The following is a 25964-nucleotide window of genomic DNA, read 5'->3' as shown; positions in this document are numbered from 1 at the left end:
AATGTCTAAAATGAGCCGGGAGCTGACAGGCCGTTTCCGGTTGCGTATCTGTAATAGCGGACATTCAGCTCGGCGCGAGCATCGCGTAACCGACATCCTTGCCTATATCGGCAGGTCCTCGATTGCTCCATCCAAGAGAGGCGGCTCCTCCTCCGCTTCCTGCTTTGGCTCGACCATGATCAGACCGACAATGATCAACCCCAGTGCCGCCCAAGTCCACAGGGGGATGTATTCACCCAACAGGACGATACTCCAGCCGATGCCAGCAACGGTCGTTGCGTACGCGCTCTGGCTCGCAAAAACTGCTCCGGTGGTCCTTATGAGATAGATGAACAGGATCATCGCAAGGGCCGAAGCGAGGGCAATCAGAATGACAATGACACCGAGTTTTCCAGCAAGAAATTGGACAGGAATGAAGTCGCTAAAGCCCACTGCCAAGGGAATAAGCATGAAGCACGATGCAGTTAGCGCGAGCCCGTAGATCGCTACACAGTCGATGTTGGTGGGCTGCTTCTGGGATATGTAGAGGTCCTCAGCGGCGTATGTCGCAGGTATGAGCAGGGCGAGCGCCATCCACAGCCATTGCCCCTCTTCCCCGCCTGTTTCCGCGTTGACCATGATTGCGCCAACACCAATCAATCCAATAGCAAGACCAAGAAAGCGCTTCAGCCGAGGCGACTCGACACGCATGACCGCAGCGAAAAGAAAAACAGCGAAGCCTTCGAGAACGATCACAATCGCCACGATGAACGCTGGGAGTTTTCCTACCAGCCAGTAAACTAGTAATTGATTGATCACGGAACTTAGGAAGGCCAACCCCGCGATATATGTCCACTCTGTTTTTGTCAGCGTATTTAGGGGCGGCAGCGTTTTTCGGCTCGCACAAATCCCAATGCAAAGCGCCGCCCCGATCGCATCCACAAGCAATGCCAAGCCGATAGGATGCGCGGCTATATTCGCAGCCATTTTAGACAGCGGCACAATCAGTCCCCAGAGGGCACCGCAGGCAATGAGGAGCAGCCCACCACGAAAGGTTCGAATATTCTGGCGCAGCTGGCGTTCGCGCTCATACACTTTCTGCGCCATTGTGGAAAACACCGTGGCAAGCTTGCCCAAGCCATCGCGTCGGCCGGTGACGTCCTGAAGACCGAGTTTCGACGGGTTGAATTTGCCTGCCTCAAGCGCCGAGGCAGCTCGCGTCAGCTTGGCCACTTGTCGGAGATATTCTTTTTCGATGTCTCTTAGCCGCTTCTTTTCGATGCATGTCGAAACACGCGCCTCCAACAGGGCTGGCTCGAAATCCTTTGGCAGAAAGTCTTCCGCACCCAGCTCGATGGCGTTTACCACACTGCTCATTTCTTCATCGAGGGCCGAGATGACGATCACCGGCAAGTCGCGGGTGGCGCGCGAAGATTTGAGCGTTTTGAGTACTTCGAACCCGTCCATTTCAGGCATGACTATATCGAGGAGTACGAGGTCAAATGTATTCTGGGCAACCTGTTCGAGCGCCAGCTTGCCGCTTGCGACAGCTGTTGTTTCATGGCCAAGCATTTGGATGGCTTTGCTGAGTTTCAGGCGCACCGTCGCCGAGTCATCGACTATGAGCACGCGCGCACCGTCAGGTGCGAGAGCCTCAGGTGGTTGAATTGCCGATACTATGCTCATTCGATTGTCCCCCTCTTTTCAGATCGGCAAGGCGCGAGCTGAGATCCTTTTTCGCCGTGTCAGAGGCGCCGGCGATGAGTTCCACCTCCATCACGGCCTCGCTGGGCAGACCGTCGCGGCAGGATTTTTCCATCGCCGCGCAAAGCGCGGAAAGTTCGTTGGCGCCGAAGTCCCGCGCACTCGATTTTAGCGTATGGGCTGCCCGGCCAAGGCCTGAACGGTCGCCGGACTCCGCGGCGCGGCGCATCTGCTCGACGAGCAACGGGGATTCATCCAGAAAACTCTCAATGAGTTCAGCCAGAGAGTTTTGATCCCCACCTATGAGATCAAGGAGCTTGTCCAGAGCTTCCTGTGCAACAGCCATCACCAGACCCTTGTCGTCAGTTGTGCTTAGGGGCGCGTTTCAGAGAGGCGACCAACTCCTCCACGCGCAGCGGCTTGCTTAGGTAATCGTCCATCCCAGCTTCCAGGTACCGCTCTCGGTCCCCGGCCATTGCATTAGCGGTAAGTGCCACGATGAAAGGCTGCCGCGAAACCCCGGAGCCTGATGCGCGGATCAATCTTGTGGCTTCGAGCCCGTCCATGTCCGGCATCTCGATGTCCATCAGGATGACATCATGTTGTCCCTCGGCGAATGACGAAATCGCCGCCTCTCCATCCACCGCCAAATCTGCCTTGTAGCCAAGCCGTTCAAGCACCTTGGTGCCAATCTTCCGATTGGTGATGTTGTCATCAACCAGCAGGATCCGAAGCGGCAATTTTGCCGCCATTTCGCTATCGAGGGATGGCCCCTTGGGCTGATCAGGCTTGGCCGAACGTGTGGGAGCCTCAGCAAAGACCGACATGAAAGCATTGAGGAGTGGCGAGGGCTTGATCGGCTTAGGAAGCATGGCCGCAAATTTGATGCTCTCAATATCCGCCTTGTTTCTCTCATCAAGAGGCACGAGGGAACTGAGCAATATCAGTGGAAGGTCACCGCTTTTACCAAGCCCACGTAATCGTTTGGCCAGTTCTATGCCGTCCATCTCTGGCATGTTCATGTCGAGCACGACGGCGTCGTAATGCTGGCCACTTGCAATCCTGTTCAATGCGTCCAATGGCGAATGGGTTGTATGGGGCACCATGGCCCACGATTGGGCCTGCAGAGACAGGATGCGCCGGTTGGTTGCGTTGTCGTCAACGATCAGCAACCGCTTGCCTGCGAGTTCGACTTTGGCCGCAGACATTTGCGCCTGCCTGGGAGCGGGCGCAGCGGCAGCGCGGATCGTGAAGAAGAATGTCGTACCCGACCCTTCAACACTTTCCACCCATACCTCTCCGCCCATCAGTTCTGCGAGGCGCTTACTAATCGCCAAGCCGAGCCCGGTTCCGCCATAGCGCCGCGTCGTCGAGGCATCGACCTGGCTGAAAGATTTGAACAGGCGGTCCATCCGGTCCTTGGGAATACCGATACCGGTATCGCGTACCGCAAACTGCAGGGTGGATAAGCCCTCTTCGCCTCCGCTGTGGGCTGTCCCCACGCCCTCAGCTGCGGGGAGAACTTTCATCACCGATAGTACAATTTCACCCCGTTCGGTGAATTTCACAGCATTGTTGAGGAAATTGAGCAAAATCTGCCGCAGTCTGATGCTATCCGCGACAATCGCGTCAGGAGTACCTGCTTCCACCAGGTAGGCTAGGTCGAGCCCTTTCTCTGCGGTCTTGGAGGCTACCAGGTCAATCGCGCTCTCAAGGCATTCCCGCAGTTCGAAGGGCCTTGGATCGAGCTCCAGCTTGCCAGCCTCAACTTTGGAAAAATCAAGTATGTCGTTGATGATCGTTAGCAGTGCCTCCCCGCTCTGGCTGATCGTCTCGCTAATCTCGCGTTGTTCAGAGTCAAGCTTTGTGCCAAGCAGCAAGTTGCTCATTCCGATCACGCCGTTCATTGGTGTGCGGATTTCATGGCTCATGGTCGCCAGAAACGAACTCTTCGCGTCATTTGCCGCTTCAGCCGCTTCCTTGGCCTGCTGCAGCGCTAGGGAGAGGTGCCTGAGCTCGGTGAACAGCTGCGCATTGTGCAGGGCGGCACCGGCGTTGGCGGCGATGGTGGAGAGCAAGCGGAGCGAGTCATCGGTGAATATGCCCTCCCGCGTGGTGCTCTGCACGCTGATCACGCCCACCGTGCCTTGCGCGGTCTTGATCGGAACGCCAAGGTAGGACAAGGCATCCTTGCCGACGGGGGTGGCCCCGATCTGTGCGCCGCGTTCCGCCACATCCTGGTTGATGAGCAACGGCTCGCCGGTCTGTATGATCTTGCTTGTCAACCCTTCGCCGAGAGTGAGCGTGGTGAAGGCCTCGCCAAACTGATAGGGGAAATGGATCAGCCTGGTTTCCGGGTCGAGCAGGGCGACATAGACGATGTCGGCATTGAAGATTTCCTGCATCTGGTTGCCGATCAGCTGGATAGTGCTTTCGAGTTCCGACTCTGCGATGAGCGCTTGGCTGACCGTGCTAATGGCGCCCAGCTCGGCGGCCCTGGCTTCAGTCACCTTGAGCAGACGCTGAGTTTCGTCGAACAGGCGGGCATTGGCGATGGCAACGCCCATGCTGGAGGCGACCGTCTGCAGCAGGCGCACGTGGTTTTCGTCGAAGGCATGCTTCTGATAGCTTTGCACACTGAGAACACCCAGTGTTCTTTCACCAGAATTGATCGGCACGCCTATGTAAGACGCAGTCCTATCCTCTTCGTGTGGAAAATAGGCGCCAAGCTCTTTTCCTTCCTCAAGAGTGCCAAAAACCAACGGCTTACCTGTTGCGATGATCTTTGATGCCACTCCTACGCCCATTGGAAATGGTTCAATAACCCTATGCTTTCTAAAGTACGCATAAGGGACATGAAGAAGTCCGGAATCGCTAGAGTGTAACAGAATTTCGCTGACCTCGGTGCCGAAGGCTTCCCGCACCTTTTCGCCTACCAGGCGAATAACAGTGTCTAGGTTCAACGACTTCGTCATCGCCTCGCCGACGCTGTTGAGAATGGCCAGTTCCTTCGCGCGGTCCTCTGTCACTTTCAGCAGTCGCTGGGTCTCATCGAAGAGGTGGGCGTTGGCGATGGCAACGCCCATGCCGGATGAGAGTGCCTGCAACAGACGCACATGATCTTCGCTAAATGCGTTCTTCTGGTAACTTTGCACGCTGACAACGCCCAGAATTCTGTCTCCGGCGATGATCGGTACACCGATGTAGGATTCGGATCGTTCCGCTTCGCTGAGTACAATGACACCCAACTCAACGGACTGCTCAAAGGTCCCGATAATCAGCGGCTTTCCCGAGAGGATGACCCTGGAAGTCAGTCCCGTGCCCATAGAAAAGGGTTCGATCTCCAGATACTCCCGATAGAATGAATACGGGACCGTGATCAGGTCAGACGTCTCATCGCGCAACAGGATTTCGGTACCATCCGCTCCGAATATTTCGCGCACCTTGTCACCGACGATGCGGGTCACAGTCTTGACATTTAGCGTCTTCGCCATCGCCTCGCCGACGCTGTTGAGAATGGCCAGTTCCTTCGCGCGTTGCTCTGCGATCTGGAGTAGGCGCTTGTTTTCAGCAGAAAGTTGGCTGGCTTCAGTTGCCGCAGATGCTTTGGCGATTTCCAGCTCAGTAATGTGCCGGTTGGCGTATTCGAGTCGATTAGCAAGGTCGATTTCGACTGAGCTCTGCATGTCGGTTTTCTCCCCAAGGAACATTCCGCCAAGAAGTTAAGCGGCATCCTTCCCCAACTGCCTACGCATATTAGCAGGTAATGTTACATAGCAACCGCTTGATTGACAGTACCTGGCGCGCTGGTCTTTGCGCCGGCTCAGAACGTCCTGCTACGATGTCTGCCTCTGACGGAATCGCGACCTCAGCGTCGTCACCAGAAAAGTCCGCTTTTGGTACGCGGCCAAGTCGGCCGGAATGACCAACATTGGGCGCTTTGCCGTCGCCAGTAAACTCGGAATCGTGCTGCGGCAATTCATATGAGGGCGGTTTAGGGTCCTCGATCGTACGTTCCGGTTTGGCCCATTCGTGGGAGCTCGATGGATGGCGAAAATTGCGGCGCAACTTGTTCACGGCTCCACTCGTGACGTGGAGCCGCTCTTGATCAAACCTCAGTTGCCTCGGCAAGTTCGAGAGCATCCTCTACATCGACTCCCAGATAGCGGACCGTGTTCTCGATCTTCGTGTGACCGAGCAAGATCTGGATGGCTCGCAGATTTCCCGTCGCTTTGTAGATAATCGAAGCCTTGGTGCGACGCAGAGAATGGGTGCCGTATTCCTGGGGTCGAAGCCCAATCGCCTCAACCCATTCGTCGACGAGGCGGGCATACTGCCTTGTGCTCATGTGAGCCTTTGGATCGATCCTGCTGGGAAATGCGTAATCATCCACTGTCCCGCCGCGTCGTTCCAGCCATGCGAGAAGGCTGGAGCGTGCGTCGCTCATCAACTCGAACTGAACAGGTCGACCGGTCTTCTGTTGGATGACCATCGCGCGAGTTCGGATTTCCGGCCCCAGAACAAGGCTGCCGATTTTGACCTTGACGAGATCGCAGCCGCGCAACTTGCTGTCGATCGCCAAATCGAAGAGCGCTCTGTCTCGCAGACGCCGTTCCCGATCGAGAAAGAAGCGTATCGCCCATATCTGTCGAGGTTTCAGAGGGCGTTTCGTTCCGACCTTCTTGCCTGCATTCCATGCTCGGCGATCGGAGGCGGTGAGATCGTAGCACGAGTGTCCCATTTCGTTTCTCCTTCGGCCATGATTGGCCACGGGAGGAACGCCTAGTTAGTGACTCGGTTGGAGTGACGGAGGCCGCTTGCAGACAGGCCGGTTGTGGCTGAGGAATTCGGTAAAGCGGTCATTCGACTGACGACCCAAGTCTCGTCGTTTAGCCAATTTGATCGCCACGCCGAAAGCAGCCGTTGCCGGACGACCAACGCACCGAGTGCTTAAATCTCGGACGGTCAGGTCAGGGTTATGCAACGAAGCGCACAACGCCGCCGTCCACGCGCAGCGCCGCGCCAGTCGTCGCGGAGGCCTGCTCCGAGCAGGCATAGACGATCATACTGGCCACCTCGCCTGTGGTCGCAAAGCGCCGGATGAGAGTGGTCGGGCGAAGGGCCGCCAGGAAGCCCTGCTCGGCTTCCTCCTGCGTGACTCCGTTCGCCTCGGCCTGCTTCGCCATGAAGTCGCCCAGGATTTCGGACCGGGTCGGCCCCGGCAGGACGGCGTTGACAGTGACGCCCGTGCCCGCGACCGCCTCGGCAAGCCCACGCGAGACCGCCAGCTGCGCGGTCTTTGTCATGCCGTAGTCGAGCATCTCCTTGGGGATGTTGACTGCGGATTCGCTACTGACGAACACGACACGGCCCCAGCCTTTCCTCACCATGCGCGGCAGGTAATGGCGCGCCATGCGCACGCCGCTCATCACGTTCAGCTGGAACAGCCCGAGCCAGTCCTCATCGGGGATTTTCGCGATGTCCTCGATGCCGTTGTAGGCGCGGATGTGCGCCGTCCCCACGTTGTTAACGAGGATGTCGGCGTCGGGCGCCTGCGCGAAGACGGTCTCGGCGCCCGCCGCCGTCGACAGATCGGCGGCGATGCCGGAGATGTCTCTATCCGGAAAGACTTGTCGCATCTGCCGCACCGCTTCATCGACGCGGGCGCTTCGACGGCCGTTGATGACGACCGATGCGCCGGCACGCGCCAGTCCTTCCGCGGTGGCGCGGCCGATGCCCGCCGTTGAGCCCGTAACGATCGCCTTGCGACCCTTGAGTTCGATATTCATGTGATTCATCTCCGATTGTATTTGGGCCGTTAGCCCTGGTGTCAGAACAGGCGCGTTATACTGCCATCTGCGCGACTTCGGCCTCCGCAGCGCGAGCGAGGCTTTCGACCCATAGCTGGTGATAGCGGAAGAGCGCGCCGGGATGCTTGCGCCCGAGCTTCTCAAGGAACCAGGGACCCTGCTGCGTCTCCTCGGTCAGCACATGACAGCCGTCGGCCGTGGGCGTAATCACCCAGCCGTGGTAGGCGCTCGAACCTGTCTCGTCACCGTCGACGGTCGTCGCCCAGGCGAGCCTGCGGTCAGGCATACATTCCATCACGACAAGGCTCATCGGAAAGCCGACCGTCACCCGGCTGTATCGCGTCCCGAGTGCCAGTTCCCGCCCGCCGCTTAGGATTTTGACCTGATCTTCGGCAGGAAAGTAACGCGACCAGTTCTCGGCATCGACGAGCAGCTTCCAGACCACTTCGGGCGGAGCTTTCACGTCGATGTCATTGAGCGCGTAGATGGCCGAGATTTTCGGGTCGTACCGCTCGGGCCAGATTACACGGTCATACATTGTTCACGACGCCTTCTTGAACAGATCCTGGAAGATGAGAGGCGCCCAGCTATTTCCGCGCGCCTGGACTAGCAGCCCACCTTCCGAAAGCCCGCCAAGTTTGACAGGCGCGAAACCGAGATTTTCCGCAAGCGCACCAATCTCCGCTGCGGCGACGTCATTGTCGCTCGCCAGGAAGACGACTCTCCTGCCGCCCTGTACGGCTGGGTCTTGGTCCAGGACGGCAGCGACCAGATGGTTGAAGCCTTTCACCAGCTTGGCTCCGGTGAACGCCTTCGCGACGACGGCAGAGGACGGGAGACCGCCCAGTTCCTGAGGCGGGGCCTGCGTGTTCATGGCGTCGATGATGATCTTTCCCTGCCAGGTGGGCAGCGCTCTCGCGACCTCCGGGTGCGACTCGAAACGGACAGCCAAAAAGATGATGTCCGCCTTGACCGCCTCCGACAGGGTCTTGGGAATGATCTCCGATCCGATTGCGGCTGCATCGGATGCAAAGCTCTCCGGGTCGCGCGTGGTTGCAACGGATACTTCGATGCCTTTGCGGGCGAACGCCTTGGCCAGGGCCCGGCCGATGTTACCGAAGCCGATGATCGCGTAGCTCATGATAGTCTCCTTTGGTTTTTCGGCGTGGTCAGAGCTTGTAGCCGCCGCTCGCCTCAATCGTCTGGCCGGTCACCCAGTGGCCGGCATCGGAAGCCAGGAACGCCACGACGGCGGCGATTTCCGAAGGCTCGCCAAAGCGTCCAAGCGCGATTTGGGCCTCGACCGCCTTTACGAGTTCGGGATCCTCCCGGAAGGCGGCGTTCGCGTCGGTTCGCGTGTAGCCCGGTGCGACGGCGTTCGCGGTGATACCGCGGGGCCCCAGCTCGGACGCGAGCGCATGGGTCAGGTTGTTGATGGCCGCTTTGGCCATCGAGTAGATCGGCGCGGCGGTCACGGGCTTCGTGGCGGCAGCGGAAGAGATGTTGATGATGCGTCCGCCATCGGCGAGACGATCCAGAGCGGCCTGAACGATGAAGAAGGGCGCGCGGGCGTACACCGCGATCAACGTGTCCCAACTGTCCGGGGTCGCGTCTTTGAAGCCGACCCAGCCGGTATTGCCGGCGTTGTTGACCAGGATGTCGAGGGCTTTGCTTCCGTTCCGCTTGATGAACTCGTCGTCGAGTCTCTGGAACAAGGTCGGGACGGTCGTCGGGTCAACGAGATCCGCCTGGATTGCGAACGCAGTGCCACCATCTTTCTCGATGGCCGCGACCGCCTCGTCTGCGCCGGATTTGCTGGCGTTGTAGGTCAGTGCAACCATCGCTCCATCCTTTGCAAGACGTTCGGCGATGGCGCGGCCAATGCCCCGCGATGCCCCGGTAACGAGCGCAGTTTTTCCTTTAAGAGATTGTTTCATTTTGTTTTCTTCCATGGATGTTCGACTAATAGGTTCGCTGGGGTGACCTGCCGGGCGCGGCGCGTCAGAGCTGCGCCAGGCCGCCGTCGACGGCGACCTCGCTGGCGGTCATGAAGCTGCTGTCGTCCGACGCGAGGAAGGCGGCCACAGCTCCAATCTCCGCCGGATCGGCCATGCGCTGCAGAGGAGTCATCGCGCCATAGGCCCTCTGGCCCTCCTCGCCGAGCGCCTCTTTCGCGAGTTCGGTCGCCGTCGCCCCTGGCGACAGCACGTTGACCCGGATGCCGGTGCCCTTCAGGTCCTCCGCCCAGGTCCGCGCTAGGTTGCGCACTGCCGCCTTGCTGGCGCTGTAGGCGCTGAATCCCGGGGCACCAGTGGTGCCGGCGCTCGATCCGGTCAGGATGATCGAACCACCCGGGCCCATCAGCGGCAGTGCCCTCTGGACCGTGAAGATCGTACCCTTCACATTGGTGTCGAAGGTTTCGTCAATGTGCTCGGCGGTGATCTTCCCGAGCGGGAGCGGACTTCCAGCCCCGGCATTGGCGAAGACGATGTCGAGGGTTCCGCGCTCGGCCTTGACCTCCGCGTAGAGCCGATCGAGATCGGCCTCATCCGAGACCGAGCCCTTGACCGCGCGGGCATTTGGCCCAAGGTCGGCCACAGCTGCGTCGAGCGCGTCCTGCCGGCGGCCGAAGATGAAGACGAAGGCGCCCTCTTCGATAAAGCGCTTTGCAGCAGCGCGGCCAATGCCGGTAGCGCCGCCCGTAACGACTGCAACCTTGCCCCTAAGCTTTCCCATGACTTCTCCTTGCGTGGTGTCGGGACAGCGTCTGTCCCCGAGAACCTCGAAATGGGTCCGCCGGCGTCACTTGTTGAGTGCGGAAACGCGCATATCGGTGGTGCGAAATCGATCCGGCTGGACGACTAACGGCGGCCACGACGATCGCGGGGTTGGGTCGCGCTCGTCGGCATGGGCAATAATGACCGCCCGTATTGCCGTTCGATGTGTTAGATACGGGCTTTGAAGGCGCACCATTGGTGCGGGATTGCACCAATGATCGAATGGGATGACGTTCGCTACTTTCTTGCCGTCGCGCGCGGAGGCTCAGTGCGGGCCGCCGCCAAGCGCCTCGGTGTTAACCACGCGACCGTGCTGCGACGCATCGCTCAGCTCGAGGAAAGCTTGGGAACGCATATGTTCGAAAAGCTGCCCTCGGGCTACCGCCTAACTTCTGCGGGAGAGGAGGTCCTCGAGTTCGCGGAGCAGATGGAGGCGTCGTCGCATCTGCTGGAGACGCGCGTCTTGGGTCGCGACCAGAGCGCGCGCGGGCTTTTGCGAGTGACGCTTCCACCGTTCCTCGCCACACACCTGCTCATGCCCGATCTCGCCGACTTCGCGCGTCTGCATCCGGACATTGAGATGGAAATCTTGACTACTGGCGAGGTGGCGAACCTGACCAACCGGGAGGCCGACGTCGCTATCCGCATTGTTACCGACCGTAAGACCCTGCCGCTCAATCTTCACGGCCTGAAAGGGCCGGAGCTGTTCAGCGGCATCTACATGTCCCGTGACCTTCTTGCCGCAAGGCGTGCGGGCGCGTCTGATCCCGTCCGGTGGATCGCGATAGACGATCATGGAATTCCGCGATGGGTTCGCGACGGAGAGGTTCTCACCACTGGAATTCCCTTCAGGACCCCGGATGCCGAGACGCAGATCGTAGCGGCGCAGCAAGGAATCGGGATGACGAAGCTGCCGTGCTTCGTCGGAGATACCGACCCCCTGCTGGCGAGAGTGCCGGGCACCGACCCGCCCATGCATGGAACGCTTTGGCTTCTGACACAGGGGGAGACGCGCAAGACGAAGCGCGTGCGGCTCTTCACCGAGTTCGTCTCCCGCAGGCTCGCGGCCTACGCTCCGCTTCTCGCGGGACTGTCCTTAGCGGGCGACTGACGCGCGGCAGGTCGCCGACGACGCTTGCAGTGGACATCGATCTTGCCGTCGCCGCTCTGCGGGCAGCAGGGGCCGACCGCTCGAAGATTGCTTCTAGTGCTACTGGCGACTGTGTCGAGCGATGAAAGCTGGATCGAGACCTGGCTTTGCTTGATTGCTAAATATTAGCGATCTCTGAAATACTTTGCGATAACTTGACCTGAGACAATTCGCGACGCCGCGCTCTGGCCCGCCACAGAATAGCGCACGCCTTAAAGATATTCGCGCCGGAGCCCGTCATCCAGCTCATCTTCATCGACGATGCCCTCCTGAAACAGGTGCATAGCCCTTGCGGCCAGCCATGCCGCTTCCGGAGAACCCTCGAGAAACCCTCGTTCTTTGCATATCTCGTCAAAGACCTTCTTCAACAACGCAAGGTCGTTGGGGTAGGCCAATCTGGTGCTGGAAACGTGGTGCGTGATCATCGCAACCTCCGCTATTTGGGGCGGAAGCGCAATTGTCGCTCACAGCCGACGATGCCCTTGAAAGTTATCGCCGATGGAATGAGGCTAGCCTCCTATCGGCCACATGTCCAATCATTGCGTTTCGCGCTTGCCGACCTGGCGCGGCGCGAAGGATCCTAGCCATTCGAAATCATAAAGCGCATAGTTCTCGAATGAAGTCGCCCGTAGCGCCAGAATTAGCCAACGACAACGGCAAGCCTGAAGATCACCTGGTGGCCGCCACAATCGAGCTACACAGAGCCATGAAAGGCCTAGACGCGCCTGCGAAGGTGATGGAGGACGCATTGGCTGCTGCAGTGCCCGTAGGCGCGTCCCCGCGGCAGGTCGGGCCAAGTGGCTAACTGGGCCTAGTCCTTGGCCGACCTAGAATTAGTGGGCTGTAAAATCTTTGTTTTTTCCTCGGCTAACAACCTTCGCAGCATATCGCGATTTTCCGGGTCTGTTTCCGTTTCCAGCTTCTTTTCGAAATGTCTAATGTTTTGTAGATGCACGAACTCATCATAACTATGCGGCATCGCGCGCTCCTTGACTGGAGAACGTTGCGGTATCTTGGTCCCAATATTACCCATATCGCCCAACAGGTCCAGAACGCTATCCAGCCCCAGGCACCTGAGTTGGTCCGCCGCGAAGCAACACGAGAGGAGCTAGACAGTAATACCCCATGAAGCCTTCGCGTGCACGCGCATGCGACAGGACTTCCGCCCTAAGGCGTGATAGGCTCCGCCAAGGCATGTTTCCCCTGCCTTGGGCCTATTTCCGCCTATTTTGCGCTACTTTACAGCGGTTTGACCTTCGCGCGGGCGCGCGTACCGGTAGCGAAACTAAGGATGACGTTCGGCCGCTCTAGAATCCCCTTCCGGTACGCACCGGCTTTTTGACTGGCCTGTTGAAACCTGCGCTATTCGGTAGCAACCGCCACCAGATCAAGCTTGTCGCGTTGACCACTGGTCAGCGGAACGATAGGGGTCGCGGATCGGGTATGGACGGCGCCGAAGGGGATGAAGCGGCCGGCGACGCAATGGGTCAAGTCTGGCATCATCGGCCGCGTGAAGCACCTGCGAGGCGAGGAAGATCTGCGGCACGCTTCGCTGCAAGATTTCCGGGAGGAGAATCATGCCGATCCGGAGGAAAGCGACTGAGGCCGGTATTTTCGATGCATCCGAATTGGCGTTGCTCGCCCGGGTGTTCGAGCAATTGCGGCTCGACAACCAGACCACGGAAGCGCGAGACGCCATCGCCTCGCGGATCATCGCCAACTACATGGCGGGCATCAAAGATGAAGCGGAATTGCTCTCGCTTTCAAAGCAACCCTTCGGGCGTTAGCCGCGCGGTCGATCTCTTCCGGCAAGGTCGAACGAACGCTTCCTGCGGGCCACGCAGAGCGCCAGAGCGCGCCAGACGGTTCGGCGGTGTAGGAAACGGCCAGCGACGATCGCGCGCTGGGTGGGCTCTGGTTGCTAGAGACGCAATCGCAGCGTTAGCGTTGCCAACCGAACACAAGTCGGTACGCGATTGCCGACACGGTGGCCCGTATTTGGGCGTCGAGGCGACACGTCGCCTGCTGTGACCGATGTGGTATGCGCCAATGCTCCCGAAAGTTGTGCGTCTCCACGATACGGATTTCTGCTCGGGATCGTCCGCTACATCTTCCATTGCCGCGACCAAGAGGGCGGCATACCGCTCTCTTGAGAGATCGCCAAACTTCTCCTGGCTCCAATCCAGGATTTTATCGATTTGGGCTTCTGCTGGGGCTGATAGGCGATATTCAGCCATGCCGAGGTCGGCTGCCTTCCGTTCGGCCGGACGCACGCGCGTTCAGACGATCCAGCAATGCCTGAGAGCCATTCGGGCCGCTGACAAGCGTGAAATCGCCACTCTCGATCGCTGCGATGCCCGTTTCGGCAATCTTCTCGAGCACTGCAAGGCTGGCATGCTCAGCGGCGATGTCGTCTTCGTAACGCCTGAGCGCTTCACGGACGACTTCACTGGCGTTCTGGTGACGCCCGGACGCGACTTCCTTATCGATGAAGCCGCTCAGACGGTCTGTTAGGCTGAAATTCCTGCCGCTCATGTTTTCCTCCGGAATGTGATCTATATCAAAGTTTGATACCCGGATCCAACCATCAAGGTGATATCGCCAACAAGGGCCTCGTCTCCGAACCCCTGGAGAGTTTGGCGGCGAGGCCCTTGTGGACAGCGCAATCATTCAAACATCGATCAAGACAGATCGACCCGAATCCCTTCATCCTATCTCCCTACCCCACGCTGCTACCTTCAGGGCAACGGGCCTATTGCCCCGGGGGAGTGGCTCACCTGAAGGAAGACCCAGGGATCGGTAGCTGGGTAGGCCTGTGCCGAGAGGTTCTCTCGTCTCAACCGCCGAGTTGCCAACGGGAGATGACTTCGCTGGGACGGATCAGTTGGAGGATGTTGAGCGTAAGATTGTCGTGGATCATGTAACCGAGGAACACTTCAGTTCCCACCACGACGAGGGCGCTCGTCCACACCGGAAGGATTCGTGCCAGGGCAAAGCCGGACGCCGCGAAGACAGTGTCGGACAGGGAGTTAAGCACGCTGTCCCCGAAATAGCCGCGCGCGAGCGCCTGCTGACGGTAGCGGTCGATGACCATAGGCGTGTTTTCGACGATCTCCCATGCAGCTTCGAGCCCGATCGCCAGCAGCAATCGCGAGCCGAACGAGGCGCGCGGCGCGATCAGCCAGAGAAGCGCATAGAACCCGAATCCATGCAGGATGTGCGTAAAGGAGTACCAGTCCGTCAGATGCTGGGATGTCCACGGGCCGGCAGGATCCGGGTACCAGAATTCAACGGACCCGCATGTGCAGATCCACGGATGGCCCAAGGAGGCAACTGCCACTGCCTGCGCGCCGAGCAGGGCGACCACGATAAGGATGCATGGGACAAAGGAGCGCTGCTTGCGCGTTCCTTTCGCCGCGTTGCCCTCGACCTTCGGGCCGAATTGCTTGTCACTCGCCATTTCCGTCTATCCTCAGGATACCGTTTCCCGCCCTCTCGGAGTCGCATACCCCGAGCACCGCGTCTATTCCTGGCCCGGCCTCCACGCTGCCGCACGCCGTTCCGCATACACGACCTGATTCGGCGTCAGCGCCAGGGTTAGTTTCTTGAGCAGTTCCTCCGCCAGCTTCCGCTCGTCAGCGTCCGTAGCTCGCCAAAGCCCGAGCTTGAGCCAGATGTAGGCGCGAACTGGATTCCACTGCACGCCGTCGCCTTCCTGACACCTCTTCCCGAAGCTGATCTGCGCCATCGGTAATCCCTGGTCGGCCGCGCGGCGCAGCCACTTCATTCCCTCGGCGGCATCCTTCTCAACGCCGTCTCCTGAGAAGTAGAGTCCGGCAAGCCGGTACTGCGCCTCCGGAACACCTTGCTCGGCAGACAGGCGGAACCAGTGGGCGGCCAGCGCTGCGTCACGCAGCAGGCCGCCTTTGCCTTCCGCGTACATCGCGGCGAGATTGTTCTGGGCTCCTGGATGGCCTTTGTCCGCGGCAACGCGAAACCCTTTTGCGGCATCGGCAAACTGGCCGTTTAGCTGGAAATGCAAAGCCAAGCCGAACAGCGCCTGGACCGATCCCGCGTCGGCAGCTGCCGTGTAGCGCTCGACCGTTGCGACATCACCCGGCCTGTCGATCCAAAGGCTGCGAACGAATGCGTCGGCCTCCGGCTCGAGGCTTTTCATCAACGAGACTCCGGGTGGCTCATTCTTGACGAACCACTCCGAAAAACTGAGGTCGATCACTTGATCGGGATGCAGAAGATCCAGGCAGAGAAAGCCGATCGTTTCGTACGTTACCACCTTGCCCGAGAACAGCTTGTTGTTCCGTTCATCGAACTCCAGGTCATAGCGGACGCATTGCGTTCCCAGACTGTCGTCCCGCTCAGCGCGGCCGCGTTTCAACGTGGCCCCGGGCAGCCGCTTCAGCGTCAGCCGGGTTTTGCCGGAAAGCTGGACAACGCTGATTCCGCCCGCGCCTATCCATTTCTTGGCGAAACTCGTCAGCTGCGCGATCGAGTTCGGCACACTGCCATCAACCTCATCCGGTCGCGCCCACATCAAGAAGCCATGGGTACGATCCCGCGCCCTCGGCGGACGTTCCCAGCCGGTCTCGCTTTCCCAGCCGCTCTCTCTCTCCAATAGAGCAAAGCCCAGTTGCCCGCGTTGAGAGAAGCCCGGCACCACCGGTCCCCAACGGGCGGCTGCACCGAAAATCCTCGTAGCCAGATGCGATCCGGGTAGATTACGGGGCATGATGGCCTCGCCTGCGCGTTCTCCGCAGACATGCACTGCTGGGTGGCCCCCAACAAAAGCAGGGCCGCCGCCACGAATCCAATCCGGGCATCCATGAGTGGTGCCTTCCGGTTGTCGCCGCGACAATCCTGCCTCTCCGATGCCGGCGCCTTGACGCGGGTCAAATCGCGCGGCGCCAGTCGTCCCGACGAGGATCAGGAAAATGGACGCCAACATGGAAGCTGCCCCGTTGTCATGAGCAGCACCGTCGCCAAAGGAAGGATCCCATAGGGGGTCAATGCGTTGTTATCCCCGACCGGCGGCTGCCCCCAGAAGCCCCGCAGCCAGATACGGTAGATGACGGGCATGATGGCATCGCCTGCACGTTCTCGGCAGACATATGCGCTCCGGAACAGCACCCGACACAAGCAGGGCAGCCAGTAGAAGTCTGACTGCGGCATTCATGGTGCAAGTAGTCTCCGGTTTGCGGCGGCTATCCCGCCGGGCCTTGGCTCCACTTCATTGACGTGAATCAATCACTCGCGCGCAAAACAAGAGCAGCATGCGTCGTTTGGTGGGAGATCAGTCAATGTCTCGTCTGACAAACGCTTCACTAGCACGTATCGCGTCTATCATTCTCATGTTGGCCTCAAGCAACGCCCATGCGGGCGAGCCGAAGCCCTGCGTTTCCCAGCCGCAATCGAGCGCCGACGCCGCGATCGGCAGCTGGGTGCAGGCGACACTGTTCGATGCCGCGCGAAGAAAGCGCCCCTGGGGACCAGCCGAGGCGGCGGCGGCCACCATGCAGCAACGCAAGTCGGACCTGGCGACAATGCGCGAGACCGCACATGAGACGCTGGCTCGCTTTGGCGCATTATCGAAAAGGCAGCAAGCAGAGGTCCTCGCTGCGGCTGCGCCGGCCCTGGAGAAACTGAAGCCGCAGAGCGAGCGGGACCAGGAGTATCTGCATGCGATCCAGTTCAATGGTTCAGCGCTAGGATGGGCAATGGACTGGAACGGACGCTTCCACAGGACGTCCGATGGAGGGGTGACCTGGACCGATACCCGGCTGGTTGACGCGTGGGTGCCCGGTCTCACGCCCGAAGACGGGATGTTTCGAAGCATGCATTTTGCCGATGACCGGTTCGGCCTGATTGTCGGTCCGGCAGGTATTCTCGAGTCCCGAGACGGAGGTGAGAACTGGGAGACATCTCCGCTCGCGTATTTTCACGTTCCGGATGCCGTATTCTGCGATGCGGCACGCACTTGCTGGGTCGCCGGCGACGAGCCAAATGCAATCTACCGTCGTGAAATCTCTCAATGGGCATGGTCGCCTCAAAGCACGCCAGCGACGGGTCCGATCAATGCAATCCAGTTTGTCGGATCGAACGGGTGGGCGGTCAGTCTTGGCGGGGAGATTGTCGGAACCACTGACGCCGGCGAGAATTGGACCCTGCTGTTTCACGATGCCAGCAAGCGCTTCCGCGCCATCCATTTCGTCGATCAGCGAACCGGCTGGGTTGTGGGCAACGATGCACTCGTAATGCGCACGGACGACGGCGGAAAGACCTGGCACCAGCAGACGATACAGCTTCCACCTCACTTTCCAGTCGACGAAGTCAGGCTCAATGCCGTCAGGTTTGCCGACAGCTTGCGCGGGTGGGCAGCCGGCCTACACGGGATGATATTCGCGACCACGGATGGCGGAGAATGCTGGAACCTCCAGCGCTTCGAAGGAATTCCGCAGAACTGGCTGACGATCTATTCGCTCGCCATCACGGCTGGACCGACGATCTGGGCATCCGGCAACTCAGGCAACATTCTCGTATCTACCGACAACGGAAAGTTCTGGTTTCCGGTCCATGGCCTGGCAGTTCCGGTCTTTGAAAACCTCAGACGCGCGATGGACCGTATGGCCAAGTGAGGAAATGTGCCGTTGCGCAGGAAGGGTACTCCTTTTTTCGACGTTGAGCATGCTTAAAGACGAGCGCAAGGTAATCCAGAGGCTGGATCGATGAAGGCCCATATCGTCGGTGGCGGCTTTGGAGGACTGGCAGCGGCCGGCTATCTCATCCGCCACGCCGGCGTGCCCGGTCCTGACATCACGATCTACGAGGCCGATGCCCAGATGGGCGGCGGCTTTTTTCTGGGCGGCGACGCGCAGAGCGGGTACAACGTGCCCGGCTCGGTCTTCGACAGCGAATTCCGCTGCACGTTCGAGATGCTGAGCGCGATCCCCTCCAAGAGCGACCCGGGCGTGTCCGTCAAAGACGAATTCTTCGACTTCAACACGCGCCACCCCTTCGACGACCGCGCGCGCCTTATCGACGGAAAGGGTCGCATCGTGCACGGACCCCGCTTCGGCCTGAGCTGGCGCGACGGCTTCGATCTCATGCGGCTCGCCCTGACGCCGGAATCGAAGCTGGTGGGGCGGCGGATCAGGGAGTTCTTTAGGCCGCATTTCTTCGCGTCCGAATTCTGGCTGGCTTACTCGACCATCATGGGTCCGCTGCCGCAGCACAGCGCGGCGGAGCTGCGGCGCTACCTGAACCGTACCCTGCACATGTTTCCGCACATTTCGGACATGGCGAACATCTGGCGTACCCGCTTTGACCAATACCAGACGCTCATCGTGCCGCTGGTCGATTGGTTGCGTGAGCGCGGCGTGAACCTGAAAAACGGGGCCTACGTCCGCGACGTCGGCCTCGCACCGTCGCCCGACCATATCACCGTCGTCCAGCTGGATTATGAATGGGACGGCATGGCGACCTCGATTGTGGTGGCGCCGGAGGACATCGTATTGCTGACCTTCGGATCGCAGGCCGCCGACATGTCAGTCGGGTCGATGACCGCGCCGCCGCCGTGGCAGCGCGCAGGACGCTCCTGGGCGCTGTGGAAGCGCTTGGCAGATGTGCGCCCGGAGTTCGGCAATCCAGCCGCGTTCTTCGGCGAGGCGCATGTGCCCAGCTCGCACTGGGTGAGCTTCACGGTCACTACGACTGGCACGGAATTCCTCGACAACATGGCTGCGCTAACGGGCAGCCAGACGGGATGCGGCGGGCTGGTGAGCCTGATCGATTCGCCATGGGTCCTGTCGCTTTCGGTCTTCCATCAGCCCGAAATCATCGGCCAGCCGGACGGCACCTACCTTTGGTGGGGCTACGGCCTGCTTCCGGAAATGGCCGGGCAATACGTGCAGAAGCGCATGGACCAATGCACCGGCAAAGAGATCCTGGAGGAAGTGCTGCGGCAACTGCAGTTCGATCGGAACCGTGACCAGATCATAGGAACGTCGATCTGCATCCCATGCGACCTACCCTACGCAAACAACATCTGGATGCCGCGCGGGCACTCCGACCGCCCTCCTCCGGTTCCGAAGGGCGCGACCAATCTCGGTCTCCTCGGCCAGTACGTGGAGCTGTCGCGCGACGTGGCGTTCACCATTGAGTATTCCGCTCGCGCGGCATGGGAAGCGATCTACGTCCTGCTCAAACGCGGCCCGGCACCTCCGCCGGTCTACCAGGCTCGATCCGATCCGAAGGCGTTGCTCGCCGCGCTGAAGGTGTTTGTGTGTCCGAGGTCGGCACGACCGTAAGGTCCGATGTCGGAGGGAGATACAGCTACGACTCTCGTTCGCATTCTGAAGTGCGGGCTGGCCCCCCTCACTGGCCTCTACCTAGAAGCCGCAGTCCTCTAGCAGTTCCATCGACGACAAGATGGAAGTCAAGTTCGACATGTTGCCGTCTACTAACGGGCTGATGCCGACGGAAGGAAACCCTCTAAGACTTCTCGCAAGGCGAGAAATCCGGCCCCGGCAAACCGCTACTTGAGTTGCGCATCCAACCATTCGCCTACTCGCCTACGCCCCTCTGCGACCTGCTCGGGGGTCAGAAGCGCGGCAACCTTGTCACGGGCGCGAACCGCATCAACGCTGGGCTTTCCCTCCGGGAGCAAAGTTGCCGCAAGACTGAACTCGACATATGACAGCAGAAAATCCTGCAGGTCGCCCTCGTCATTGGCATAGAGAAGTCCGAGGCCCCAGTGAGCGTCGGCAATCCCGTGCTCGGCAGCCTGTCTGAACCAGTGCTCTGCCTGGTGCTTGTCCGGCGGGACGCCACGACCTTCGACATACATTACCGCAACATTGTGCTCGGCCGGTGGGAAATGCTGTTCCGCTGCAAGGCGGTACCACTTGAAGGCTTCGGCGTAGTCCTCCCTTGTCTCCATTGAGGCCCCGAGGCTGAACTGCGCCCCTGCCAGGCCCCGGGCTGCCGCTTCAGTGATGCCCCGCATCTCTTCGTCGCCCGTGGAAGGTGATAGCCAGATGGTTGGCAGGAACCGATTGATCTCGGGAACGACTTCTTGCGCTACGGCCTCCGGCACACCCGCGATGTCGGCGCCAATGTGAATCAACCTGATGTTCGACCTGGGGTCGAGGCAAAGTGCTCCGATCTTTTCCCCACTCCGCAGTACAACACGATAGCGGACGCAATCGAGGCCGATCGACCGGTCGATCTCGGATGCTTGAACCATTGGCGCCTCTGCTTCCGGTGCTGCATTGATCGAGATCAGCTTGCTGGTCGACATCATCAGGGGTCTTTCGGCTGTGCCGCTGCGTAGCCACTGTCGGGTCAGATCCAGTAAACCGCCGAGGTCGTGCGGTGTTTGCCCGGGCGGTTCCACGATAACGGGGCGCGCAAACAGCCAGACGTGAGAATCGTCCGCGGCTTTAGGATCGGTTGCCAGGCGAAAGAAATCGACTGACTGGTAATACAGCCCCAGCATTCCGCACCAATTCGGGCCCGCCGGCGGCTGTACCGAAAATCCGTCCGTTGTTACGCGAGGAGGATGTTCGGGCATCAACAAGAAGATGCGCGAACAGTCACTCCCGTTGAGTGCGGCAGCGCTCGCCGCGAGCGCTAGGGAGACGAGTGCTGCCACGACTCCAATCAGGCGCAATGCAAGTCTCGGCATGGCTCGACCTCCAACTAGTAGGGCTCATGCCATTCTTATTCCCGCGTCACGTTGCCCACGTTGATCGGTGTCAACACGCAGTTGATCCCATCAATCTTGGTCCCACAAGCAATGCCGCGAGGATCTATCGCACCCAGGAAACACCTTCTTTATGCAGTAGTCCCAAGCTTGGGCGATTCGCGACGCGACGACATTGGAATTGGTTAACTGCTCGACGGTCAGTTTCCGTGCAGAATAACTGCCTACGCAGTCGCAGTACTGACGCAGCTCACGCCTCCCGCCGCCGAAGGTCTTGATTATCGTTTTGACGTTAGGCTCTGTCATGCATCCAGGGGAGAAATTCCTCACGAACTCTGCCCGCTCCGAAGAGTTGAGAGGGCGCGCTTGCGGCGCAGAGGGCACCAAGACCAACAAGCCTGCCATCGCGAATGTAGTAGTGAGCCTAATCATTGGCGGATCCTCGCAGGTCGAGAAACACTATGGGAGCAATCCTGAGATACATAGATCGAGGTCAAGATGTCGTGGAACCGCCCAACCGAGGGTCGGCGTGGCGATGCGCCGTAATCAGAACTGACCCTTCTTGAACGCTTCGGCGATCGCGCGCCCTGTTGCGAGGTCGGTCTTGGACAGGCGCTTCTGCAGCCTGTCGCGTTCCTTCGACGCCAAGTCCTTTCCTTGACCCGGCTGGAAGAGGTCCGCCGCCGCCGCGAACCACGCGAAGGCCCGGACACGGTCCTTGGCGGTTCCCTTGCCCGCTTCGGTGAGATAGCCCAAGTTCAGATACCCGGAGGGTTCTCCCTGCTGCGCCGCTTTTCGATACCACGCCGTCGCAAGCGAGTAGTCCAGGGGAACGCCGTGGCCGTTTTCGTACGCGTCACCCAAGTCATTTTGGGCAGGCGCAAATCCGGCATCCGCAGCCTTGCGTAGCCACATCGCCGATTTATCGAAATCGCGCTTCACGCCATCGGCGTCGCGATAGGCGCTCCCGAGGAGGTGCTGCGCGAGAACAAATCCACTCGTCGCTGCACGCTCGATCAAGCGAAGCCCGGCGGCGGGATCCTGCTTCACGCCCATGCCATAGCGCAGCATTGATCCGAAATCGGTAAGCGCGCCGAGATGCCCCTTGTCTGCGGCCCGCTTCATCCAGGCCGCAGCCTCACGATCGTCCTTCCGGACTCCGTCGCCAAGGAGAAGCATGCGCGCAAGAGCATATTGGGCTTGCGCTTCGCCTTGCTCGGCGGACTTCCTGTACCACTTGAGGGCAAGGGCGGCGTTCCGGGCGGTGCCAATCCCTTTCTCGTACATGTACCCCAGAGCTCCCTGAGCGCGGGAGTGGCCTTGCTCGGCAGCTTTCTCGTACCAATGCAGGGACTCTGCGTAGTCTGGCCGCATGTACTGGCCCGCCCCATACACGAAGCCGAGATTTGACTGAGCGAGAGGATTCCCTTGCGCCGCTGCTTTCTTGAGCCAATCAATTCCCGCCGCGACGTCGCGCGAAACGCCTTCGCCGTTCAGGTACGCGAGCCCGATCTGCATCTGCCCGGCTGCGAGGCCCTGCTCGGCGGCCAGCCTGAACAGGCGTGCAGCCTCCACATAGTTCTGCTTCACGCCTGTGCCCGCCTTGTACATCATGCCAAGACTCTTTTGGCCGTCAGGGTTGTCTTGGTCGGCGGAGAGCCTGTACCACCTCGCGGCCTCCGCGAAGTCCTGGCGAACTCCATAGCCGAATTCGTACATCACGCCGATGTTCTGCTGGGCAAGGGCATCGCCAGCATCTGCAGCTTTCCGGAGCCACGCCAGCGCCAAGGAATAGTTCGTCTCGACGCCTCTTCCTTGGGCGTATAACTGGGCGAGTTCCACCTGAGCGCCGGGATCGTTCTGCTGGGCCGCCTTACTATACCAACTCGCCGCCTTGCTGAAATCCTGGCCCACTCCGGCGCCTTCAGCATACATCTTGCCGACGGCCCGCTGGCCATTCGGTTCGCCCTGGTCCGCTGATTTTTGCGCCCACGCAAAAGCCTCGGCATAGTCGCGCGCTATCCCTGTGCCGTCGTAGTACATCTTGCTGAGATTGTACTGCGCAAGCGGCTCTCCCTTCTCCGCTGCACGGCGGTACAATGCGACAGCCTCGACTGGATCTTTCTCTACGCCTTTTCCCTGGACGAACAGGCTTCCCAAGGCATTCAGGGCTGCGGGATTGCCGTCGATAGCTATAGCCTTGCGGTACCAATCGATTGCCTGAGCGTAGTCCACCGGCACGCCGAGCCCGTGATCGTAAAGAGCCCCGATGTTGAATGCTGCGATGCTATCGCGTTGTCCAGCCGCTAGGCGATACCATTTCATTGCCGCCAAGTAGTCCTGGGGGACGCCTCGGCCGTTCAGATAAAGAAATCCAAGATCGCTTTGCGCCCAGGCATGGCCCTGCTCAGCCGCGCGGCGAAACCATTTTGCGGCTTCCGCGTCGTTCTTCGGGACACCATGCCCATCCCGATAGAAATGGCCCACCTCCCACTGTGCCTCCGCGTTGCCGGCCTCAGCAAGCGCGCGGTACTCGCGCAATGCCTTGGTGTAGTCGCCACGAGCCGCGGCAGCATCGCCTTCAGCGATTCCAGCATGGGCGGCAGGGACATGTGTTCCTAGCGCAAGCAACACCAAGACTGCCAAAAGCGATCGTGACATGTCGGAACGGCCCGTATGTATAACCCCGCTGAGCCGAACAGTGCACGTCCAAGATGGGAAGACGTTGATCCAGCGCAAATATTGATGTGTCGGCAAAGCGCCACCCCAACCTCGGCTGAACGAATGTACGCGTTAAGCGGCGGCCACGGGCTTTCGAACCTTCGACCCGTAGCCTGGGTGCCGCGGGTACGGGATTGCTACGGCTGGTGTTGCATATGCCGCCTGTCGGTTCATATGCGGTGGCCGCAAGTCAAAGGCGTGCCTTGGCTACCAATACAAGCTGGCGATATTCGAACCACCTGAGAAAACGGTGAATTCGCCCCCGATATTCGGATTCTAGACTGCGGACATCTTGCCACCACCTACCGTTTCTTCGAGTTATGTGTGATTACCTCGACCCGAGCTTTGTCGCCGGCCATATCGAGCGCCTTCTGCTTGTCCGTGGTGGTCAGCACGGTCCGCCAGTTCGGTTTCTCGAATAGCTGACGATGTAGGTTGTGGCCGGCTTGTCGGTCATTGGCCGGGATCGGTGCTGTTGAGACTGCACATGCGGATCAGCCAGCCTCCGCCAGCAGTCTGTCGCTCAAAGACGCTGAGTGAAGTTCCGTTCCCGGTCGCCTCACCCTCTGAATAGGCCGCGAGAGACCATGCAAGGTGCCCGGATGCCCCCGCCTCTATTATGGCTAGTGTTTTGTCGGGGGTGGCGTGTTGGGTCCAGACGCCATGCAGCGCCTCTATCGCCGCGCGGCCGCGAGCCGGCGGCGCATAGGGAGAATGCAATTCCGCGTCAGATGTGAAAACGGCCGCGCAACCGGCGGCATCCCCGGCCCGATAGGCCTCAACGTAGATGTCCCAAAGCCCCTGCAGTTCATCGCGGATCGACATCATTTCCTCCGAAAGCCTGCTCCTTCATTTGCATGCTTCACTTATATTAGCAGAAGCATATAAAGCTCGCAGCCGGCGCGACCGGGCAACCGCGCCGGTTAGGCCCGGTATTTGCTGGCCGCCCCGCTCGCGAGTGCCGGGTCGCTGCAAGAAGCGACGCTATCCGAACGTCACTTCCGATCGTGATTGCGCGCCAGCTGCCTAGCCTTCATGGTTAGGGATGATCGAAAATTACGTCTGCGAGTCTTAGGGATGCGGGACGCGCGCCGTTCGGATTTGCCAAGCCGAGGCAGCCATCGCACTGGTTCTGTTTCGAGCATCGCGAACACGGCGACATCGGCGTCCTTCTATCTCGGACCAAGGCAAAGGGTCCTGACTGGGGCCAGTTGTCAAGCCGCGGCGGGCTTTGAGCGAAATCAAAGCGGCTAAGAGAAGGCGGACATAATTTGAAAAAATGAGTTTATTGTTGAGACTGCACTCAGCCGCCATTGTGTTGGGCTTTTGCACGGCGTTTACTACCTCTGCGCTGGCGGATTTCGAGGCGGCCGAAAGTGCTGCACAGAAACAAGACTACGTAACCGCTAGAAAGGAGCTTGAGGCTCTCTCCGGCGGTACTGATGCGCGCGTGTTCCGCCTGTTGGCCGAGTTCAATCGCGATGGCAGGGGCGCCCCTCCTGACCTCGTGGAATCGTATAAGGACTTCAGTCTGGAGTCGATGTTCACCAGCGACCCTGACGAGCGAGGGACCGCCTTCGGTCTTCGCCGCCAAGTCGCCCGGAAATTGACAAAGGATGGAATACTCGAAGGTGAAAATCGCGTCGAAGGATCAGTGATCTCGCGGTTGGGAAAAGTTGCAGTTGACCACCAGGTGGAACTGATCGCCTCCGATCTTGCGGCTTGCAAGACAGATTGTGAACCAATTGCCCTCACGGTATTCGGCTTGGGTCCGGCCGCGGCAAAGGTCGAGCTATGGCGGAAAATGGGTGATGACGGTTTGAGAAGGGCGGCGTATCGAGGCGGGTGATTGAAGCCTGCCAGGACCTCTCAAGGAGAGCGATACGCCATGAACGAGACTATCAACATTGTTCGCCTTCGTCAGCCCGACGAGATCGATGATCCCCTGACGGATGTGCTCCGCACCGGCGCGCGCAAATTGCTGGCGCAGGCGATCGAGATGGAGGCCGAAGCGTTTCTTGCCGAGATGCGGGATCTGAAGCTGCCGGACGGACGTGAGCGGCTGGTCCGGCACGGTCGCGGCCCGGAGCGGAGCATCCAGACGG

Annotated in this window: 22 protein-coding genes and 1 pseudogene; 6 read left to right on the top strand and 17 right to left on the bottom strand. The window is 59.9% G+C overall.

Annotated features, from left to right (window positions below):
* Positions 1–102: 102 nt before the first annotated feature.
* From BLS48_RS29975 to BLS48_RS29935, 9 genes are all read right to left on the bottom strand, one after another.
* Positions 103–1665, bottom strand: coding sequence for a response regulator (locus tag BLS48_RS29975; RefSeq protein ID WP_091585643.1), 1563 nt, complete (start codon positions 1663–1665; stop codon positions 103–105).
* Positions 1634–2029, bottom strand: a complete 396-nt coding sequence (locus BLS48_RS29970) for an Hpt domain-containing protein (RefSeq protein WP_091585641.1) — start codon at positions 2027–2029, stop codon at positions 1634–1636. Before BLS48_RS29970 ends, BLS48_RS29975 begins: the two co-directional genes overlap by 32 nt.
* A 16-nt stretch (positions 2030–2045) precedes the next feature.
* The gene (locus BLS48_RS29965; RefSeq protein ID WP_167365300.1) at positions 2046–5369 is read right to left on the bottom strand and encodes a GAF domain-containing protein; all 3324 of its coding nucleotides are present in this window, start codon (positions 5367–5369) and stop codon (positions 2046–2048) included.
* Between the two features lie 422 nt (positions 5370–5791).
* The gene (locus BLS48_RS29960) at positions 5792–6424 is read right to left on the bottom strand and encodes a tyrosine-type recombinase/integrase (RefSeq protein WP_091585637.1); all 633 of its coding nucleotides are present in this window, start codon (positions 6422–6424) and stop codon (positions 5792–5794) included.
* Positions 6425–6659: 235 nt separating this feature from the next.
* Entirely contained in the window at positions 6660–7472 is an 813-nt protein-coding gene (locus BLS48_RS29955; RefSeq protein WP_091585726.1) for an SDR family NAD(P)-dependent oxidoreductase, read from the bottom strand.
* A 55-nt stretch (positions 7473–7527) separates the two neighbouring features.
* Entirely contained in the window at positions 7528–8031 is a 504-nt protein-coding gene (locus BLS48_RS29950; RefSeq protein WP_091585635.1) for an SRPBCC domain-containing protein, read from the bottom strand.
* Between the two features lie 3 nt (positions 8032–8034).
* Positions 8035–8634 (bottom strand): NADPH-dependent F420 reductase, encoded by a 600-nt coding sequence (locus BLS48_RS29945; RefSeq protein ID WP_091585633.1) that lies wholly within the window; start codon positions 8632–8634, stop codon positions 8035–8037.
* A gap of 28 nt (positions 8635–8662) precedes the next feature.
* Complete coding sequence (locus BLS48_RS29940) at positions 8663–9445, bottom strand: SDR family NAD(P)-dependent oxidoreductase (protein ID WP_244529963.1); 783 nt, start codon at positions 9443–9445, stop codon at positions 8663–8665.
* Positions 9446–9494: 49 nt separating this feature from the next.
* Entirely contained in the window at positions 9495–10229 is a 735-nt protein-coding gene (locus BLS48_RS29935; RefSeq protein WP_091585631.1) for an SDR family NAD(P)-dependent oxidoreductase, read from the bottom strand.
* Between the two features lie 255 nt (positions 10230–10484).
* Between BLS48_RS29935 and BLS48_RS29930 the strand changes: the two genes are divergently transcribed.
* Entirely contained in the window at positions 10485–11381 is an 897-nt protein-coding gene (locus tag BLS48_RS29930) for a LysR family transcriptional regulator (RefSeq protein ID WP_091585629.1), read from the top strand.
* Between the two features lie 251 nt (positions 11382–11632).
* Here the strand turns inward: BLS48_RS29930 and BLS48_RS29925 are convergent, their stop codons facing one another.
* Entirely contained in the window at positions 11633–11845 is a 213-nt protein-coding gene (locus BLS48_RS29925; protein WP_091585627.1) for a hypothetical protein, read from the bottom strand.
* Between the two features lie 1152 nt (positions 11846–12997).
* On the opposite strand from BLS48_RS29925, the gene BLS48_RS29910 reads away from it, so the two are divergent.
* Positions 12998–13207, top strand: a complete 210-nt coding sequence (locus tag BLS48_RS29910; RefSeq protein WP_091585621.1) for a hypothetical protein — start codon at positions 12998–13000, stop codon at positions 13205–13207.
* Here the strand turns inward: BLS48_RS29910 and BLS48_RS36860 are convergent.
* From BLS48_RS36860 to BLS48_RS29890, 4 genes are all read right to left on the bottom strand, one after another.
* Positions 13184–13657 (bottom strand): type II toxin-antitoxin system RelE/ParE family toxin, encoded by a 474-nt coding sequence (locus BLS48_RS36860; protein WP_091585619.1) that lies wholly within the window; start codon positions 13655–13657, stop codon positions 13184–13186. The two genes, BLS48_RS29910 and BLS48_RS36860, sit on opposite strands and share 24 nt — an antisense overlap.
* A complete protein-coding gene (locus BLS48_RS29900; protein ID WP_091585617.1) occupies positions 13650–13955 on the bottom strand; it encodes a type II toxin-antitoxin system ParD family antitoxin in 306 nt (101 codons plus the stop codon). Before BLS48_RS29900 ends, BLS48_RS36860 begins: the two co-directional genes overlap by 8 nt.
* Before the next feature lie 301 nt (positions 13956–14256).
* On the bottom strand, positions 14257–14880 hold the full coding sequence (locus BLS48_RS29895; protein WP_091585615.1) for a DUF2585 family protein: 624 nt from the start codon (positions 14878–14880) through the stop codon (positions 14257–14259).
* Between the two features lie 63 nt (positions 14881–14943).
* On the bottom strand, positions 14944–16167 hold the full coding sequence (locus BLS48_RS29890; RefSeq protein ID WP_167365299.1) for a tetratricopeptide repeat protein: 1224 nt from the start codon (positions 16165–16167) through the stop codon (positions 14944–14946).
* A gap of 568 nt (positions 16168–16735) precedes the next feature.
* Between BLS48_RS29890 and BLS48_RS29885 the strand changes: the two genes are divergently transcribed.
* Both BLS48_RS29885 and BLS48_RS29880 read left to right on the top strand, forming a co-directional pair.
* Positions 16736–18070: a WD40/YVTN/BNR-like repeat-containing protein gene (locus BLS48_RS29885; protein WP_167365298.1), complete on the top strand. Its 1335-nt coding sequence runs from the start codon at positions 16736–16738 to the stop codon at positions 18068–18070.
* A 90-nt stretch (positions 18071–18160) separates the two neighbouring features.
* Positions 18161–19741, top strand: a complete 1581-nt coding sequence (locus tag BLS48_RS29880; RefSeq protein ID WP_091585608.1) for an oleate hydratase — start codon at positions 18161–18163, stop codon at positions 19739–19741.
* 227 nt (positions 19742–19968) lie between these two features.
* On the opposite strand, the gene BLS48_RS29875 is transcribed toward BLS48_RS29880, so the two are convergent.
* The 3 genes from BLS48_RS29875 to BLS48_RS29865 form a co-directional block, all read right to left on the bottom strand.
* A complete protein-coding gene (locus BLS48_RS29875) occupies positions 19969–21120 on the bottom strand; it encodes a tetratricopeptide repeat protein (RefSeq protein WP_091585606.1) in 1152 nt (383 codons plus the stop codon).
* A 564-nt stretch (positions 21121–21684) separates the two neighbouring features.
* Positions 21685–23799, bottom strand: a complete 2115-nt coding sequence (locus BLS48_RS29870) for an SEL1-like repeat protein (protein ID WP_091585604.1) — start codon at positions 23797–23799, stop codon at positions 21685–21687.
* Between the two features lie 513 nt (positions 23800–24312).
* Positions 24313–24684: a YybH family protein gene (locus tag BLS48_RS29865; RefSeq protein WP_244529962.1), complete on the bottom strand. Its 372-nt coding sequence runs from the start codon at positions 24682–24684 to the stop codon at positions 24313–24315.
* 454 nt (positions 24685–25138) lie between these two features.
* Here BLS48_RS29865 and BLS48_RS29860 point away from each other — a divergent pair, with 454 nt between their 5' ends.
* Both BLS48_RS29860 and BLS48_RS29855 read left to right on the top strand, forming a co-directional pair.
* The gene (locus BLS48_RS29860; RefSeq protein WP_091585600.1) at positions 25139–25708 is read left to right on the top strand and encodes a hypothetical protein; all 570 of its coding nucleotides are present in this window, start codon (positions 25139–25141) and stop codon (positions 25706–25708) included.
* A 39-nt stretch (positions 25709–25747) separates the two neighbouring features.
* A pseudogene (locus BLS48_RS29855) lies at positions 25748–25964 on the top strand (IS256 family transposase); the annotation flags it as partial.

The organism is Mesorhizobium qingshengii, from assembly GCF_900103325.1.
GTDB classification, from domain to species: Bacteria; Pseudomonadota; Alphaproteobacteria; order Rhizobiales; family Rhizobiaceae; genus Mesorhizobium; species Mesorhizobium qingshengii.
The sequence above is the reverse complement of the archived record's forward strand: the minus strand, read 5'-3'. Positions and strand labels throughout refer to the sequence as shown.

Coding starts and splice junctions, on each gene's coding strand:
- BLS48_RS29975 (WP_091585643.1), bottom strand. CDS start 1,665: ATGAGCATAGTATCGGCAATTCAACCACCTGAGGCTCTCGCACCTGAC.
- BLS48_RS29970 (WP_091585641.1), bottom strand. CDS start 2,029: ATGGCTGTTGCACAGGAAGCTCTGGACAAGCTCCTTGATCTCATAGGT.
- BLS48_RS29965 (WP_167365300.1), bottom strand. CDS start 5,369: ATGCAGAGCTCAGTCGAAATCGACCTTGCTAATCGACTCGAATACGCC.
- BLS48_RS29960 (WP_091585637.1), bottom strand. CDS start 6,424: ATGGGACACTCGTGCTACGATCTCACCGCCTCCGATCGCCGAGCATGG.
- BLS48_RS29955 (WP_091585726.1), bottom strand. CDS start 7,472: ATGAATATCGAACTCAAGGGTCGCAAGGCGATCGTTACGGGCTCAACG.
- BLS48_RS29950 (WP_091585635.1), bottom strand. CDS start 8,031: ATGTATGACCGTGTAATCTGGCCCGAGCGGTACGACCCGAAAATCTCG.
- BLS48_RS29945 (WP_091585633.1), bottom strand. CDS start 8,634: ATGAGCTACGCGATCATCGGCTTCGGTAACATCGGCCGGGCCCTGGCC.
- BLS48_RS29940 (WP_244529963.1), bottom strand. CDS start 9,445: ATGGAAGAAAACAAAATGAAACAATCTCTTAAAGGAAAAACTGCGCTC.
- BLS48_RS29935 (WP_091585631.1), bottom strand. CDS start 10,229: ATGGGAAAGCTTAGGGGCAAGGTTGCAGTCGTTACGGGCGGCGCTACC.
- BLS48_RS29930 (WP_091585629.1), top strand. CDS start 10,485: ATGATCGAATGGGATGACGTTCGCTACTTTCTTGCCGTCGCGCGCGGA.
- BLS48_RS29925 (WP_091585627.1), bottom strand. CDS start 11,845: ATGATCACGCACCACGTTTCCAGCACCAGATTGGCCTACCCCAACGAC.
- BLS48_RS29910 (WP_091585621.1), top strand. CDS start 12,998: ATGCCGATCCGGAGGAAAGCGACTGAGGCCGGTATTTTCGATGCATCC.
- BLS48_RS36860 (WP_091585619.1), bottom strand. CDS start 13,657: ATGGCTGAATATCGCCTATCAGCCCCAGCAGAAGCCCAAATCGATAAA.
- BLS48_RS29900 (WP_091585617.1), bottom strand. CDS start 13,955: ATGAGCGGCAGGAATTTCAGCCTAACAGACCGTCTGAGCGGCTTCATC.
- BLS48_RS29895 (WP_091585615.1), bottom strand. CDS start 14,880: ATGGCGAGTGACAAGCAATTCGGCCCGAAGGTCGAGGGCAACGCGGCG.
- BLS48_RS29890 (WP_167365299.1), bottom strand. CDS start 16,167: ATGCCCCGTAATCTACCCGGATCGCATCTGGCTACGAGGATTTTCGGT.
- BLS48_RS29885 (WP_167365298.1), top strand. CDS start 16,736: ATGTCTCGTCTGACAAACGCTTCACTAGCACGTATCGCGTCTATCATT.
- BLS48_RS29880 (WP_091585608.1), top strand. CDS start 18,161: ATGAAGGCCCATATCGTCGGTGGCGGCTTTGGAGGACTGGCAGCGGCC.
- BLS48_RS29875 (WP_091585606.1), bottom strand. CDS start 21,120: ATGCCGAGACTTGCATTGCGCCTGATTGGAGTCGTGGCAGCACTCGTC.
- BLS48_RS29870 (WP_091585604.1), bottom strand. CDS start 23,799: ATGTCACGATCGCTTTTGGCAGTCTTGGTGTTGCTTGCGCTAGGAACA.
- BLS48_RS29865 (WP_244529962.1), bottom strand. CDS start 24,684: ATGTCGATCCGCGATGAACTGCAGGGGCTTTGGGACATCTACGTTGAG.
- BLS48_RS29860 (WP_091585600.1), top strand. CDS start 25,139: ATGAGTTTATTGTTGAGACTGCACTCAGCCGCCATTGTGTTGGGCTTT.